10 protein-coding genes are annotated in these 17800 nt (G+C 32.2%); 2 read left to right on the top strand and 8 right to left on the bottom strand.

Translation table 11 applies throughout. The annotated features are described in order from the left end of the window. Position 1 precedes the first annotated feature (1 nt). From IUY40_RS11355 to IUY40_RS11325, 7 genes are all read right to left on the bottom strand, one after another. Positions 2-2902: an ATP-binding protein gene (locus IUY40_RS11355; protein WP_195736984.1), complete on the bottom strand. Its 2901-nt coding sequence runs from the start codon at positions 2900-2902 to the stop codon at positions 2-4. After that, on the bottom strand, positions 2892-3959 hold the full coding sequence (locus tag IUY40_RS11350) for a DNA cytosine methyltransferase (protein ID WP_195736983.1): 1068 nt from the start codon (positions 3957-3959) through the stop codon (positions 2892-2894). The genes IUY40_RS11355 and IUY40_RS11350 overlap by 11 nt, the downstream gene beginning before the upstream one ends. Before the next feature lie 178 nt (positions 3960-4137). Then, a complete protein-coding gene (locus tag IUY40_RS11345; protein ID WP_195736982.1) occupies positions 4138-6591 on the bottom strand; it encodes an AsmA-like C-terminal region-containing protein in 2454 nt (817 codons plus the stop codon). 311 nt (positions 6592-6902) lie between these two features. Further along, a complete protein-coding gene (locus IUY40_RS11340) occupies positions 6903-7901 on the bottom strand; it encodes a Gfo/Idh/MocA family oxidoreductase (protein WP_195736981.1) in 999 nt (332 codons plus the stop codon). 296 nt (positions 7902-8197) lie between these two features. Beyond that, the gene (locus IUY40_RS11335) at positions 8198-10318 is read right to left on the bottom strand and encodes a prolyl oligopeptidase family serine peptidase (RefSeq protein ID WP_195736980.1); all 2121 of its coding nucleotides are present in this window, start codon (positions 10316-10318) and stop codon (positions 8198-8200) included. 113 nt (positions 10319-10431) lie between these two features. After that, positions 10432-12639 carry a TonB-dependent receptor gene (locus tag IUY40_RS11330; RefSeq protein WP_195736979.1) on the bottom strand — a complete coding sequence of 736 codons (2208 nt, stop codon included), beginning with the start codon at positions 12637-12639 and terminating at the stop codon, positions 10432-10434. A 201-nt stretch (positions 12640-12840) separates the two neighbouring features. Next, positions 12841-13185: a hypothetical protein gene (locus IUY40_RS11325; protein ID WP_195736978.1), complete on the bottom strand. Its 345-nt coding sequence runs from the start codon at positions 13183-13185 to the stop codon at positions 12841-12843. A gap of 422 nt (positions 13186-13607) precedes the next feature. Between IUY40_RS11325 and IUY40_RS11320 the strand changes: the two genes are divergently transcribed. Next, complete coding sequence (locus tag IUY40_RS11320) at positions 13608-14309, top strand: porin family protein (protein ID WP_195736977.1); 702 nt, start codon at positions 13608-13610, stop codon at positions 14307-14309. Here IUY40_RS11320 and IUY40_RS11315 read toward each other — a convergent pair. Next, positions 14304-14915 carry a hypothetical protein gene (locus tag IUY40_RS11315; protein ID WP_229335511.1) on the bottom strand — a complete coding sequence of 204 codons (612 nt, stop codon included), beginning with the start codon at positions 14913-14915 and terminating at the stop codon, positions 14304-14306. The genes IUY40_RS11320 and IUY40_RS11315 overlap by 6 nt on opposite strands. A 412-nt stretch (positions 14916-15327) precedes the next feature. On the opposite strand from IUY40_RS11315, the gene IUY40_RS11310 reads away from it, so the two are divergent. Beyond that, positions 15328-17799, top strand: coding sequence for a bifunctional UDP-N-acetylmuramoyl-tripeptide:D-alanyl-D-alanine ligase/alanine racemase (locus IUY40_RS11310; protein ID WP_195736976.1), 2472 nt, complete (start codon positions 15328-15330; stop codon positions 17797-17799). Position 17800: the final 1 nt, after the last annotated feature.

Genomic DNA, 17800 nt, shown 5'->3' with positions numbered 1-17800 from the left:
TTTATTTTAAAGGCTTAATAACAAAACATGCACCGTTTAAAGTGCTATAGTTTTTATCGTTTGTTGCATAAATATCAAAATAAGACTCACTCAAACTTTGCTTTGAAAGATACAATCCAATTCCTCTTCCATTTGGTCTATTAGAATAAAACAATTGGAATATTTTTTCTAATCGATGCTCTTCAATTTTTTGACCAGAATTTACAATTAGGATCTCTTCTGTTTCAGAATTATAATCAAATTTTATATGTTTTGTATTTGAATTTTTCATCCAATACAAAGCGTTATTAATAATATTAATAAACACAGTATGAACAACTGGTTCTTTTATATTAATAATATGATTTTTAAAAGCTAGTGTTTGTTCAAAATTGATGTCATTATTAGTGATTTTAGAATCAAAGAATTTTTTTAAATACTCAAAAATAGTGTTACACTTTACATCTTTCGAAATAACTCCAGATATTCTATACAAGGGAGACAACAAATCATATTTATCTTCTAATTGCTTGAAATTTTGTTTTAAAAACTGAAATTGCTGAACATCAGTAAATAAATTATCATTACTTAACTTATCAATTGAATGATTAATTTTAGCATACAACTGATTAAACTCATGGTCAATAATCTCAACAGCCACACCTAATTGAGCTGTTTCTCTTGTTTGCTCCCACTGGTATTTCATTGTATCATATTCTGCTTTGTATGCACCTTGAACTAGCTCTTCATCTAAATCAAAACTCAATTTATTTAAATGTTCAATTAATGGAAGTAATTCTTTATTTACTTGTTCCCTCAGAAACTCAAATTTATTAGATAATCTCTCAGATTGAATTATAACACTTTCTTTAGAATTAATTAAGTTGACAATTTGCTCTTTATCTGAATTTAACTCTTCTTTAATTCTTTTAGATCTAGCTGAATAATCTTTTAATAAGGCATCAAATTTGTCTTTAAGAATTTCTCTATTATCAGAGATTAATCTATCAAGAGTCCCATTGAATTTTTGAAAATTCTTCACAAACTCCATTTTTAATTCTTTAACCTCTAATTTTTCTTGAACCCTAACCATTAAATTGGAACTATCTTTCTTAATAGTATCATTAAATTTAATTAACTTATTTTCAAACTTATCAAGCCTATCCAACTGTGTATCTGTAGGCTTATACCGTTTAGGTATTCTTGGCAAAAGAGTTTTGTATTCTATATCTAAAGAATTTAATTTATCTAAAATATCTTCTATATCAGAATATAAAACATCCGATTGATTCGTTTTTTCATCTAATTGATTTAACAAATTTTGATAATCGTTTTGATACTTCTCAAACCGTTCATTATATGAATTTAAATTTTTTGAAAATTGAACTTTCTCAGCTATTTCTCTTTTATTATCTGCTTTCAAAGCTTCAGATTGAGCATTTAATTCTGCTTTTTTATCAAGAAAAATAGATTGTTTTGCTTTGTCTCCAAAATATTCAGTTGCTAAATAAACAAAAAAAGCAATTAAATCCGCTTCAAATGCCCTGTAAGAAGCATTATTAATTAATCCTTCCCGGCTTGACTTGTCTTTTAAGTTAGGATTTTCATTTCTAGACAAACCCAAATAACCAAACATTCTTCTATATGAGAAAAAACCAGTACTTGCTCTTTTTGATCTTCTTTCTTCAAACCTTAAAAAATCTACATTAGGCCTTCCATATGGTAATACTCTAAAATCATCCCTATAAATATAAAGCCCACCATAATTTTTGACCTTACTCTTAATTCTATCAAAACTTTCACTTCCAAGTTTTGAAGAAGCCTCTTCTCCTTGGCTATATCCTAATTTAATTGGAACGTTACCATAAAAATTTCGAACGTCCTTTTTTCTAGGGTTTGTATAATTATGAATTATATATTCATCATAAACTTTAATTTTACCATTAAAATTACCATTACCATCAAAGCTACCATCTATTATAATATCAGCAAGTTCATAATCTTTTATTTCAAAGAAATTTCCTTGTGATGTAAGAAAATCATAATCTTGATTTTCTTCTTTATAGATCGGAATGACTGTTTTTACAGGTGCTTTTTCGTCTTTAAATACATTTGTAAAACCTGACAAACTAGATAAAACAAACATCCTATCCTCAGTTTTGTCTTCGTCAGAATTTGTAAGCTCTATTATTTGATCTATTGGTTCAAAAATGATAAATTTTGTACCATTATTTTTTTCTATATGGATAATTTCTTTGAGAAGTTTTTTTTCTAAAAATTCAGGTAAAAAACTTTCGTTTACTGATTTTTTAATTTCAGATTTTAGTTTAGATTGTGATGATTCCCATATTAAATTACCATCTAAATCATTTTCTTTCTCGAAGTTTTTAAGAAAATCAGTTTTAAGTTTTTCAAACTTAAAAGAAAATTCACTAATTGAATCTATGCTTTCAACCGGAATATCTACATCATCGAGAAAAAGATTGTAATTCTCTAATAGTCTCCAATCAAAAAATAAAGCTTGCAAAGCATGACCTTGTTTTTTAGTCAACATCAACATTGGATTTCCTAAAAAAGCAACAGAAAGACGACCAATCCCTTTTTCTCCAGCCTTAATCCTTGGCTTTTTCCAAAGTGTTTCTTCACTTTCTTTTTCTTCTAAAGTAGCTCTACTTTTAGAATCAGTACCAAGCACCAACCACTTTTCAAAAATATCATTCCTAGACATTCCTTTTCCATCATCTGTCATTACAAACAACGGAGTAGTTAAGTCTTTATAACCTGGTAAATAAATTTCAGCAGTAAGATTATCAGCATAAGCATCATAGCCATTTTTCCATAACTCAGTTATAGCTGTTGGTAAATCGGCAATTTGTCCTTTACCTAATAAATCGACTGCTCTTGCTTTAGTTCTAAATTGCATCTAGATGATTTTTTATTATTGCAGTTGCTATTGCAGTTGCATACTTAGGAGGAACTGCATTTCCTATCATTCTAGCTGTATTTGCTACACTTGTAGTTTTAAAAACATAATCTTTTGGGAAAGATTGTAAAGTTGCTCCTTCGCGTATAGAAATTGCTCTGTCTTCTTCAGGATGTGCAAATCTTCCATTTGATATACTGAAAAATTTAGTAGTAATAGTAGGTGATAGCTTATCCCAACTCATCCTACCGTAAGAATCTTTAAAGTTAGTGTAGTCGTTTTTATGACAAGGCGGAGCAAGATCTTCATTATCTGCATAAACAGTTCTTGAACCTCCATTTATAGGTGTCACTTTTAATCTGTCTAGGTTAATTTTTTTAAGACCTGCAACTGTATGCATAAAATCTGTCGAATCTCTATGACCAGCATTTACTTTAGGAAAACCATTATGCTCTCCTATTATATCACTAACATTTAATTTTTTTCCTGTAATTTTTAGTGGCTCCAATTCAATATCGCTTACCCTATTAGCAATTAAAGTAAATCGTTTTCTACTTTGTGGAACACCATAATCACTAACATTATGCACATCAAAATGTACATTATAATTATTTTCTTTAAGCCATTCTATAAAACCTTCAAGTCCACTTTCTTCTTTTTTCCTTAACACCCCAGGGACATTTTCTACAACAACGTAACCAGGATTAAAATATTCAACAAATCTCTTAAATTCAACAAGAAGGTTTTTTGATTTACTGGATTTACCCTTATCACTATTTATTATACTCCAATATTGGCAAGGACTGCATCCAATCAAAATTAGATTGTCATCGTTTTTTTCAAGGTTTAGTTTTTGTTCGAGTTCAATTTCTTTATATTCAAAAACATCCGCATGGATAAATTCTGCACCTTTGATATTAGTTTCATAAGTTTCTCGACAACTATTATCATAGTCGATACCCGCAAGAATTTCAACACCCGCTTTCTGCATTCCATGACTCATACCGCCACCAGAACAAAAAAAATCAACTGCTTTTAAAATAGGTTTTTTCTTCATAATTAAACAAGCTCTAGAACCATTATAAAACTGATTTTACAATTAAATAATTTCTAATATTGATATTAACTTCAAGAGCATTCTAGTAATCCAGTAAGGACTAATTAAAATAATTTTATTTGTTTTTATTAAATAAAAACATTGCAATTTCTAACATTTAATTTGAATAAACAACAAATCATTTATTCTTATCATCCTTCTTCCCCCATTTAATTTTGATTTTCCCTCCGTCATCGACTGCTAATAAATGCAAAACGATTCCTCTGTTACGAATGGCATCGCGTTCGGCTTTGGTGGCTAGTTTGGCATCGTTTTTAGAATTACGGAGCGGAACTGTCATTGCCAGATTGGTATTGTTACCGATAGAATAAACTCCTGTGACATCAAAATTCAGAACACTCGAACTTACTCTTAAATCCAAAACATCGATATCATGTCCTCTTAAAACAAGGTTTCCTGACAAATCGCTGAATGTGATATTCTTTACATCGCGAAACGGAAAAGCAAACTTCCCGATTTTTACAATTGGCTCAAAGTTTACCAAAGCGCCGTTATTGACTTTAAAACTAACATTTCCGGTTGCCGATTTAGCCACTAAATTGCCTTGAGCATCCATCACACCACCAATATTTGCTTTGGTTGTTAGTTTTCCTTTTATATCTTTTGCATCAAATGACTTAATATCGAAGTTATTAAATGATGTTAGGAAACTGGTAATATCCACATTAGTAACCTGTGCATTAGATTGAAGGTTGTACTTATTCCCTTTAGGACTCAATACTCCCGAAAAAGCTACTGTTCCTCCCGATGTTTTCAGAAATCCATCATGTACTGTTACATTGGAATTCGTTAATTTAATAGTTGCTTTGGCATTTGAAGCGGTTAATTTTCCATAGACTAACTTATCTAAATTAAGTTGCAATACTACCTGACATTTATTTATAACGGTATGAAGCTGATCTGAAAAACGCTCTCCATTGGCTGTTTTTTTTGCAACCTGTTTCTTTTTTTGCGTTGCGGCAATAACTCCTATAAATTGTTTTACATCGATACTTGAACTATAAATATCCCAATCGATTAACATTTTTTCGGGAGCATTATAATAGAGATTCAAAAAATTATCGACTCTTCCTTCTACATAAACCGTATTGTGTCGGTCTTTGAATGCGAATTTTTTAATTAAAAGCGCTTGTTCCGTAAAGTCTAACTGAATGTTTGTTTTCTCAAAGTTAAGTCCTTTAGGAACATATTTTAAACTGGCATTTGTAACCCGAACGCTTCCTATAAATTTTGGCTTTCTGAAGTACAAATCGACAATATCACACTGAAATTTAAAATCGACTTTAGCTTGACCGTTAGAAAAATGCATTAAATCGGCGTTTATTATACTGTTGAGTTTTTGAACTTCAAAATCGGCATTTAAGATTCCCGTTGCAACTGGCTTGTCGAAATTATGAATCATCGCATCCGGAATTACAAAAGCCATTTTGTTATAGGCTCCTTTAAAATCTTTTATTATCACAGCCGAATTAGCATCTTCGCACCCCAACTCTTCTTTGAATATATTTGTAAACTTCCCATTAAAACTACAATCTGAGATAGATCCATCGGGAATATGTAATTCATTATTCTTTACTGTGACTGTTACATTAATCTTAGGATCGCCTTCGGAATTGAAATCTCCATCGAGAATACACGTTACATCTATTGGCTTTTTTAAATCATAAAATTTTAGTTTTGAACTAATATTATTTGCTAATAAATGGATTGCATCCTTCCAGAGAATCTTTGTTTTTATTTCAATCAAGAAATTAGCACTGGGTTTATTACCTACTTCAAAACTGGATTTAACATCAAATTTGTCTCTTCCTATTTTGAGTCCATTAACGTTGGCCGTGATTTTGTTTTGATCTGACTTGTATGCAGCTGCAATAATTCCTCTAATTCGTTTGTCTTTGGCAAAGCTTCCTTTTTCAGTATTGAACGCCATACTTTTTACATTTGTATCTACAAACAGATTAGTGTTCCAATTATCCCCATCGTAATTAATTTTGGCTTTTAATGCCATTACTTCAAAATCGAATAGTTTATTTCGGGGTTTGTTTTCGGAAATAAAATGCACATTGGTCATGCTTATTTCGTCAATCAATGTTGTTTTAGTATTGGCTTTTTCTTCTTTTTTTGTTTTTTTTCTGAAGATATCTGTATTTGTTATTCCGTTTGGACCGTTGTATAAATCGAGTGTCGCATCATTTATTTCTATTTTATGAAAGTCTATTTTATCCGATAGTAAACTCATAATATTTAATCGCACTTCTATTTCTTTTGCCACCAGAAATGTTCTTTTGTGTTCTGCCCACAAACTATCTTTTAGGCTAACATCTTTTAATGCTAATGTAAGATTAGGAAAGCCCGTAAGAAACTTATACTGAATGTCTCCTATATGAATCGTCCCGCTAATATTATCGTTTATCTTATTATTTATTTTAGAGACAATTTCGGCTTTGTTATTATTAAAATAAAATGCCAATGCTCCCGAGGCAATTAATACCAAACCAATAAGCCCTAAAAGAAAAAAAGCAATGCGTTTAGCATACTTTTTAAAATGAGCCGACTGAAGAAAATGTTTCATTTAAGCGTAGATTTTTAAAGGAGTATTAAAGATAATCTAAAACAGCAGAAATAACTACGTTCCCTTACAGAAAAACGCCTTTACAGCACATAAGTGCTACAAAGGTGATATTGTTGTTACTCGCTGAGTTTAATTAATTTTAACGCATAGAAACATAGATTTTTTGCATAAAAAAGATTTAAAAAAAGAAATACATTTCTTTCACATAGCTAGGCTCTGCGCATTTTAAAAAGGTGAAATATCTTTTTTGAGATTACAAGATCTATCTTTCTATGTATTGAATGATATTTTTATGAATCACCAAAGCTTTATTATTTAACGAGATGTGCTTGTCTGAATTCTTTTAAAACTGCATCGATAACCCAAGTGGTTCTCGCTGCAGAAATTCCGTTAGACGGGCAACCTGAATTGCCAAGAATTTCCTGCACTACTGTTTCTATAAGTGGCTGTTGGATATGCAATGGATTCTCTATCGGGAAGCTTTCTATTTTTCCGTCTTTATCTTCAAGTTGTATAGGATCGTTACCAAAGGTTGAAAAGGAAATTTTACCTTTATCGCCTACAATCTCGACAATATCATGTCGTTTATGACTGCCAAAATTCCACAGTCCTGTGCCGTGAATTCCGTTTTCAAACAGAAACGACATCGAAACACTGTCTTCGGCTGGATATGCCTTAAGTTGTGAAGTTGCATGACCTCGAACCGACTTAATTGGTCCAAAAACAAAATCTAGAAAATCTAGTGTGTGACATGCTAAATCAACAAATATTCCACCTCCAGAAATATGCGGTAAAACTGTCCAAGGCAAATTAATTTCGTCGTCGTATCTTGCTTCAAAAGAATGATACAAAACACAGTTTACATGTCTCGGCGCTCCGATGATTCCGTTATCGATTAATTCCTTTATCTTTAGGAAACGTGGCAAACATCTGCGATAATAAGCTACAAATAATGGTACATTATTAGCCTTGCAAGCACTTATCATTTCGTTGCATTCTTCAAAATTTAGTGCCATTGGTTTTTCGACATAAACTGGTTTTTCCGCTTTGGCGCATAAAAGCGTATATTCTTTATGTGATGATGGTGGCGTTGCAATATAAACAGCATCTACATCTGGATCATTTATTAAATCAATAGCATTCGAATACCATTTGGGTACATTATGGCGTTTAGCATAATCTTCTGCCAAGGCAGCATCTCTGCGCATTACAGCTACCAGAGCTGAGTTTTTTGCTTTTTGAAACGCTGGTCCGCTTTTTACTTCGGTTACATTACCACAGCCTATAATTCCCCATCTTACAATTTCCATGTTTCTGTTTTTTTTGGTAGTTCAAATTTAGCTTAAACTAAATAAAAAGTTTACCATGAATTCGCTAATTATTTTTTTCACTGCTCCCGATAGTTATCGGGATAAAAATATTTGAGCAGATACACACAGATTTTCAACTAATCAGATCTGCAGAATTTGCGTGAAACAATAAAAAACAAACTACGAATTCGCCAATTAGCACGGATTTTAAAACTTTGCGGTTAAATTTAATCTCACAAAAAAAACAGGCTCCTCAAATTAGAGAAGCCTGTTTTTAACTATTTAATTCTTAAGTCTTACTTTTTAGGTAATGCTTTAAATCCCATATTGAATAATGTAAATGCCTGAATATCGACATTTTCTTGAATTGTAGCTGCTACTGATTTTCCTGCTCCATGCCCTGCTTTTACATCGATACGGATTAAAACTGGATTGTCTCCTGTTTGTTTTTCCTGTAATTCGGCTGCAAATTTAAAACTATGTGCTGGTACTACTCTATCATCATGATCTCCTGTAGTTACCATAGTTGCTGGGTAATGAACTCCTTTTTTTACATTGTGAACTGGTGAATATCCTTTGATGTATTCAAACATTTCTTTGCTATCCTGTGCTGTTCCGTAATCGTATGCCCAACCTGCTCCTGCTGTAAATGTATGGTAACGTAACATATCCATAACTCCTACTGCTGGCAACGCCACTTTCATTAATTCTGGACGTTGTGTCATTGTTGCTCCTACTAATAATCCTCCGTTTGAACCTCCACGAATCGCTAAGAAATCTGAAGATGTATATTTTTGAGCGATAAGATATTCGGCTGCTGCGATGAAATCATCAAACACATTTTGTTTTTGCATTTTTGTTCCTGCATCATGCCATTTTTTACCATATTCTCCTCCTCCACGAAGATTTGGAACTGCATAAACTCCTCCATTTTCCATCCAAACTGCATTTGCAATACTAAATGATGGCGTTAAGCTTACATTAAATCCTCCGTAACCATATAAAATAGTTGGGTTTTTACCATCTAATTTTAATCCTTTTTTATAAGTAATCATCATTGGTACTTTTGTTCCGTCTTTAGAAGTATAGAATACTTGTTTGGATTCGTAATCGGCACTTTTGAAATCAACTTTTGGTTGCTGATAAATTTCTGATTTTCCAGACTTAACATCAAATGAGTAAATAGTTCCTGGAGTTGTGTAATTTGTAAATGAGTAATAAACTACTTTATCTGCTTTTTCTCCGCTAAATCCACCTGCTGTTCCTAACGCTGGCAATTTTATTTCGCGAACTAATTTTCCTGTATAATCATATTGTTTTACTGCAGAAACAGCATCTTTCATATAATTTGCAAAGAAATATCCCCCTCCTGTTGATGGCGAAAGTACATTCTCTGTTTCGGCGATGAAATTTTTCCAATTTTCTGGTTTTGGATTGCTTACATCAACTGTTACAATACGCTTGTTTGGGGCATTTAAGTCAGTTTCGATAAACAATTTTGTTCCTTCGTTTTCGATAACATTGTTGTCGCTATTAAAATTATCAACTACAGTAACTATCGGACTATTTTCTTTAGTTAAATCTTTAATGTATAACTCATTTCCGTAAGTAGAGTTTGCTGCTGTAATAACCAAATATTTCATATCATCGGTTACTGAACCTCCAACATATCTTCTTTTTTGGTCTTGTCCAAAAACAACTTTATCATCTTTTTGAGGAGTTCCTAACTTGTGGAAATACAATTTGTGCTGATCTGTTTTTGCAGACAATTCGCTTCCTTTTGGTTTATCATAACTTGAATAGTAGAATCCTTCTTTCCCTTTCCAAGAAATACCACTAAACTTTACATCTACCAATGTATCTTCTAATACTTTACGAGTTTGTGCATCAATGATGATTACTTTTCTCCAATCGCTCCCTCCCTCAGAAATAGAATAAGCTGCAAGTGAACCATCTTTAGTAAAATCTAATCCTCCTAACGATGTTGTTCCGTCTTTTGAGAATGTATTTGGATCTAGAAAAACCTCATCTTTTCCATTTTCACCTTTTCTATACACTACAGATTGGTTTTGCAATCCGTTATTTTTAGAATAATATGTTGCTTTTCCTTTTACAGAAGGAGCTCCAATTTTTTCATAGTTCCATAACTTTTCCATTCGTTTTTTTAACTCATCACGAAAAGGAATTTGGTCTAAATACGCATAGGTAACTTTATTTTCTGCTTTTACCCAAGCAGCAGTTTCAGCAGATTTATCATCTTCCAACCAACGATATGGATCACTTACTTTAGCATCAAAATAGGTATCAATAGTTTCTCCCTTTTTGGTCTCAGGATATTGTATAGAATTTGATTTTTTACTTTGTCCAAACGCAACTGTTGTAGCGGTTATAGCCATTAGAATACTAATTTTTTTCATTGTTATAATATTTCAGTTTGTAGCAAAAATAGTTATTTTTTCAATCTAATTTAATATAAAAGCGCCAACTATATCGTTAGCGCTTTTAGCGGTCTTCTTTACGATTTATTATCTTACAAATTGAAATTAACTCCTAAAACTATGTTACGTCCTATATTAGGAATTCCATCTGTTTTTAATCGAGATAGGTGTGCAATATATTTTTTATCAAATAAGTTATTTCCGTTTATATTTACATCAAAAGCAGTTTTTCCAAATTTCACTTTTCCTCCTAAACCTAGATTAACCAATGAATATCCTTTTGAAGCTGTTTCAAAACCACTTACATTATCCTGATTAAAAGTAGAACTTACATTTAAAGTTGCAAATCCATCTTGGAACCAGTTTTTGATATTAAACTCTGTTCTTATGGTATTATTCCAGTTGTTTGCAGGAATTAATGGCAGGTAATCTCCATTTTGTTTTTTGCCAGTTACAGTTTCAAAACTAGTTTCAAAATGCAACCAATCTAAAGGATGTGGATGAAAATGTAATCCAACCTCTCCACCATATAATTTAGCATTATCTTGTACATAAGCAAAAACATCATTATTATCGATTATTTCTCCTGTTGGCGAAGTATAAATATAGTTGTTTACATGATTATAAAATCCATTTACAAAAAACTCAAAATGGCTGTTTTTATATTCTAGATTCAAATCTGTTTGTACGTTTTGTTCTGTTTTTAAAGCACTATTCCCAATTTCATAACGATTTGTTCCTTCATGAACTCCATTTGATGTTAGCTCTGCCAAGTTTGGTGCTCTAAATCCCGAAGCTACATTTAAACGCATTGTTAGATTATCGGCAAGATTGGTTTTATACCCCAATGATGCATTAAAGCTATCAAACGATTTGTCTAATGCCTGAAAATAACCTTCTTCTCCTTCTGTTCCGTGTGCAATCGAAGTTATATTTCGGTTATCAAAACGCAAACCTGCTTGTAACACATTACTTTTCCATTCGTAATTTGCCGTTCCAAAAACTCCAAAATCATTTGTTGTTGCATCTGGTATTAAATATTCTTTTCCCGAATTGGCATTCTTTTGATGCATTCCTTGAACACCAACAATAGTTTCGATTTTACCCATTTTAGGCAAATGATATTTTGCATTGTAATTAAATGTTTTCAGTTTCATGTGTAATGAAGCTTCATTACTATCTTCGAACTCACTTCTGTCATTTGTGATATATCCTAAATCAACATCTAGTTTTGAATTCTGAAAAAAGAAAACATTATTTAAACTCAACAAATGGTTAAAAACCCCTTGTCTGGGAAACTCTGTTTTTTTACTAGTCGTTTGTTCTCCAAAACCTTCTTCTGGAATTCCTAAATTTAGTTTGTTGTAATTGTAACGTAAAACACTCGAGAAGCTAGAATTACTATATCCTATTCCGGTTTTAAAATCAGTTTCATTATAACGCGTATTGGTTACACGGTCACTATCTCCAGCTTTATAATCAGAATGTGAGTTGAAACTTCCGCGAGCCAAAAATTTCCAATTTTCTGTAGATGTTTTTAAACCAATTGAAGAATTACTTCCTTGTGTATTTGAAAAATATTTCTGACTGAAATTTGCCTTGAAATCTCCTGCATCTGCAAATTTCTCTGGGTTAAAATACAAAACTCCTCCCAAAGCATCTGAACCATATAATAATGATGCTGGTCCTTTTATAACCTCAACACTTTCGACTCCTGCATCGTTTAATCCCAAACCATGTTCATCTCCAAATTGTTGATTCTCTAATCGAACTCCTTGTGAGTACACTAAAACACGATTTCCACTTAATCCTCGGATTACTGGTTTACCAATAGAAGTTCCTGTAGAAATTTGAGAAACTCCTGGTATTGTTGCTAGTCCTTCTATCAATGTCGAAGTTCCTTTTTGTTGTAATGTTTTTATAGTTTCATGTTCTACTTTCATTACGTTTTGTGATTGTAATTTGCTAAAAGCGGTTGACACAATTACCTCGTCCATTTCAAAAGCTGCTTGCGAAAGCAAAATATCCAACGTGTTCTCTTTTAATAATTTTTCGATATTTTTATTTTGAGTTGTGTAACCTACAAACGTAAACGCAATACGTAATCCTCCTTTTGGAAGATTATTTAAGACATACTTTCCATTTTCGTCGGTTGTCGTTCCTTTATGTAATTCTGCTACATAAACCGAAACTCCTGGAACTGGCTGATTTTGCAAATCGGTTACGGTTCCTGAAACTGTATTTTGGGCATTAACTAAACCTGAAAACCCTAAAATTAGGGCAATTATAATTTTTTTCATTGTAAATGATACTATAGTTAGATGATTTATTCGTTTAAAAAAACTCAAAAAAACATATAAATAAGCTCAACAACTCCGATAACTATCAGAATTAGTAAACCATTTTTACTTTTCGAATTTATAAACGAAGATTTTGTTTGATTTTAGGAAAATCAAAACGGGGTAAACACGTTGCATTCCGAAAATATTGGATACAAGAATCTAAACTATAGGTGGGCCTCGAAGGGAATATAAACTTCCGGAAAATAAAATAATTGTTCCGGAGAAGTTAAAGAAATAAGGAATTTCATCATGAAAAACAGGTAACTGAAATGTGAATTTTTCAGGTGTAATATAGCTGCTTATTGCAAAATGACACACATAACAATAATCGAAATTATGGTGCTGATGCGTTATTTCGGTATTTGTTACGTTATACTCATGATGGCATTGTTTTTTTGAAAACTCTTGTACAATATGCTCATAACTATGAAATGACTGAAACAGCATTGAGAACAATACCGTTATCGTCAAAGAAATACTTATTATAAACTGTTTTCTTTTCATGCCCTACAAAGGTATAAAAAACATGTAAACGAAAAGAATACTATAGAAAAAAGAAAATACTGAGGTTTTAAGTTGCAGATAAAGGTACTGAGCCACTAAGTGGCAAAGCTAAAAGGTTCAGAGGCTTTCCTTAAACCATAAAAGAAATAGTAGTTTATGTAAACATACACATAAACTTAAATGTCCTTACATTACTTACATGATTAAACAAAAAAAATACTTTTAATCTATTAATACTGATAGCTATCTGGAGTGGCTGAAATTTAAAAATAAATCCTAAATTTGAACAAATCATAACACAAAACAGAATATTCACAATCAAATCGAAACCGAAACACTCAAAATCTTATATTTGTATTGTTTATATCAAAATACAAAAATCACTTATACTCTTAGAACAATCATTAAAACCAAAATCCAAAATGCGATTATTTTTTAGTTGTATATTTTTAGTATCGTTTCTGAATGTTTTTTCTCAGGAAGAAAAGGCTCCAGCTGCTGATGCTCCAAAAGTAAAAATTGATTCTCTGTACAGAGAAGATCAGTTTTATTTTGCCATTACCTATAATGCATTAGCAAATGCTCCAGAAGGATTGTCGCAAAAGAAATTTTCGGCAGGACTGAATTTTGGTTTTTTAAGAGATATGCCTATTAATAAAAATCGTAACGTATCGATTGCTACAGGTTTAGGATTTAGCTATAAAAATTACTTTCAAAATCTTGCCATAACTGGTACAAACGACGCTCCTATTTATAATGTTGTTAACTATTCGGATGTTAATAGTAACAAATTTACTCAGTATTTAATCGATTTACCAATTGAATTCAGATGGCGAACTTCTACTTTTGAGAGTTATAAATTTTGGAGAATTTACGGTGGCGTAAAATTTAGTTATCTTTTATTCGACCGTTCTGTTTACAAAGATTCTGAGCAAAAAGTGGTCATTAAAAACAATAAAGATTTTGAAAAAATACAATACGGAGTCTATATTTCATCTGGTTTCAACACCTGGAATATATATGCCTATTATGGCTTAAACTCTTTATTTAAATCGGCAAAAACTCCTACGGAAGATATCGATATGCGAACGATGAATATTGGTATAATCTTCTATATCCTATAACCAAAAAACTAAAAATAGTATTTGCGGAATTATCCCTATCAATAATCCTATAATGAGTTCCTTATTGGTGTGAGCATTCATTTCTAGGCGAGATGAAGCCACAAAACCATTCATTAATATAAAAAAGGCAACCCAACACATCATACCAGCAGGCACTTGAAGATGTCGGCTTAAACCAATTGCGAAAATCGTTAATCCGCTAATGGCTATCATGTGCAAACTAGCTTTTATTTTAAAAAAAGACAATACCAGTGCAATTATAGTACTAAACAATGCTCCTAAAAAGAAAAAATGCAACTCTGGATATCGCATAATCACTACACTACGCTTAACCAATAAAATAATTAAAAAACAATGAAGCACCAACGGAATCTTACGTTGTGACGTTTCATGAATCATAATCGAATCGACATTTCCTGTTGAACGAAGCAGTAAGAAAAACAAAATTGGAACCAAAACCGTAATAATCAATATTTGAAAAAGAATAAAGAATTTCTCCTCATTGGCAAATGCATCTTCTTTAAAAAAAAGGTAAAACATACTCGCATACATCGAAATAAACAATGGATGGAATAGATAAGAGATTATTGGAAGAAGCTTTTTCAACGGCTTAATTTTATTGTCTTGAACAAATATAAAAAAATATATGACTTACTATAAATTGCTCAAAATTTTAACAGCAACTAAAATTAAGGAACGCGGATGAAGCAGTTTTTTATCAGCGCCATCCGCTTTCCCTTTTTAAATAATCTTTGCGACACGAAATCAAGGAACGCAGATGACGCGGATTCGCCAAGGCGAAAACGCGGATAAAAACGGATTTTTTTCAATTGTTTTAATAAATCCGTGTCATCCGCGTTCCCTTTTTAGATAATCTTTATCACCTGAATAATTGCATTTTTAAGAAAATATTAAAAACTCTTTTCTACCTTTAATGCTTCAAATTAAGTTTAGCTTTCTAAATCAGACTTATCGTTAATTACATATTACATTTCAACATAAAACACTTCATAATACAATGCCTATAAATCTTAAAAATATAATTCAAATACTTCATGCTAAATGGTTTGGCGGCAATTCTGACATCAATATCGACCATCTTTCTATTGATAGCCGTTCTTTACAAAACGGACCTAAAACTTTATTTTTCGCTTTAAGCGGACCAAACAATAATGCGCATGATTATATTCCTGACTTAATCGAAAAAGGCGTTCATAATTTTGTAGTAACACATATTCCTGAAAATTATACACAAAGAGCTAATTATATAGTTGTCGAAAATTCACTAACTGCATTACAGGCCGTAGCTGCTTACTATCGAAGTCTTTTTGATTTCCCTATTATCGGATTAACCGGAAGTAACGGTAAAACGATAGTAAAGGAATGGCTTAATTTCTTGTTGAGTCCTGACCATAACATTATAAGAAGTCCAAAAAGCTACAACTCACAAGTTGGCGTTCCGTTATCGGTTATTGCAATCAATGAGAAACACAATCTAGGTATTTTTGAAGCTGGAATTTCGACAGTTTCTGAAATGGATAAACTAGAAAAAATCATCAAACCTACTATCGGACTTCTTACCAATATTGGTTCAGCACACGACGAAGGCTTTTTAAATCTAGTACAAAAGATAGATGAAAAACTACTTTTATTCAAAGAAACTCCCGTAATTATTTACCAAAAAACGGAGGTTGTTCATTCTTGTTTGACACAATTTGCAGCCGAATATCTACTGGAATCCAGAAAGCTTTTTTCTTGGAGCTTTACTGATAAAAATGCCGATGTTTTAGTTACTACAAAACAAACTCATAACGAAAACATATTAATCCGATATGAATATATCGATGAAATAAATGAATTTACTATTCCGTTTCAAGACGATGCTTCGATAGAAAATGCTGTTTCGTGTCTGATGGTTTTGTTGTACTTAAAATACGATTCGGCTACAATCCAAAACCGAATGCATTTATTATATCCTGTAGAAATGCGCCTAGAAGTAAAAACGGGAATCAACAACTGCAGTATAATCGATGATAGTTATAGTTCGGATTTTCAATCGCTGAAAATCGCATTAGATTTCTTAGAAAGTCAAAACAAATTCAAAAAGAAAACCGTGATTTTATCTGACATTCTTCAGAGTGGCTTTTCTAATGATGAGTTATATGCAAAAGTAGTTCAACTTATCGAATCTAATAAAATAAGCCGTGTTATTGGTATTGGCTCAACGATTTCAAAATTTGCTGATAAATTTTCGAATTGTATTACATTTCCTGATACAGCAACATTCATTACGCATTATGAATCATTGGATTTTGAAAATGAAACCATTCTTGTAAAAGGAGCACGCTCATTTCACTTTGAAGAGATTGTTGCGTTACTCGAAGAGAAAACACATGAAACAATTCTAGAAATTAACCTCAACGCCATTGGTCATAATCTTAATTTTTTTAAATCAAAAATAAATCCAAACACCAAAATGATGGTGATGGTAAAAGCATATAGTTATGGAAATGGCGGACTGGAAATTGCCAAATTACTCGAACATCATAAGGTGGATTATCTGGGTGTGGCTTTTGCCGATGAAGGAATCTCGCTTAAAAATGGCGGTATCAAACTTCCTATTATGGTGCTTAATCCAGAAACGACTACTTTTTCGGCTATTATTCAGCATCAATTAGAACCTGAAATCTATAGTTTAAAAGGGTTAAATGCTTTTTTAAAAATTGCTAAAGAGAAAAAACTACATCATTTTCCGATTCATATAAAATTAGATACAGGAATGCACCGGCTAGGTTTTGAAGCCAATACAATCGATGAATTAATTACTACTCTAAAAGGAAATACAACTGTCGAAGTAAAAAGCGTATTATCGCATTTAGCAACCAGTGATGAAGAGAAACATTTTGACTTTGTCCTTTCTCAAATTGATTTATTCGAGAAACTATCTTCTAAATTATTGACAGAACTAAATATCAATCCGATCCGACATATCCTGAATACCTCCGGAATTAGCAATTTCCCACAGGCCCAATACAATATGGTTCGTTTGGGAATTGGTTTATACGGAGTATCTAATGACCCCGCAGAACAAAAATATTTGGAAAATGTAAGTACATTAAAATCGATTATTTCACAAGTAAGAACTATTCCCGTTGGTGACAGCGTAGGTTATGGACGTCGTTTTGTGGCTGAAAAAGAAACCCGAATCGCTACAATTCCGATTGGTTATGCCGACGGAATTGCCAGGCTTTGGGGTAACGGAGTGGGTTTTGTAACTATAAAAGGGCAAAAAGCACGAATTATTGGAAACATTTGCATGGATATGCTCATGGTTGATGTAAGTACCATTGATTGCAAAGAAGGTGACGATGTAGTAATCTTTGGCGAAAGCCCAACTGTAATCGAAATGGCACAGGAATTACGAACGATACCGTATGAAATCCTAACCAGTATTTCGCAACGTGTGAAACGTGTCTTTTTCCGTCAGTAAT

Source organism: Flavobacterium sp. ALJ2 (assembly GCF_015594725.1).
In the GTDB taxonomy this organism is placed as follows: Bacteria; Bacteroidota; Bacteroidia; order Flavobacteriales; family Flavobacteriaceae; genus Flavobacterium.
This window is presented reverse-complemented; position numbering and strand designations above follow the sequence as displayed.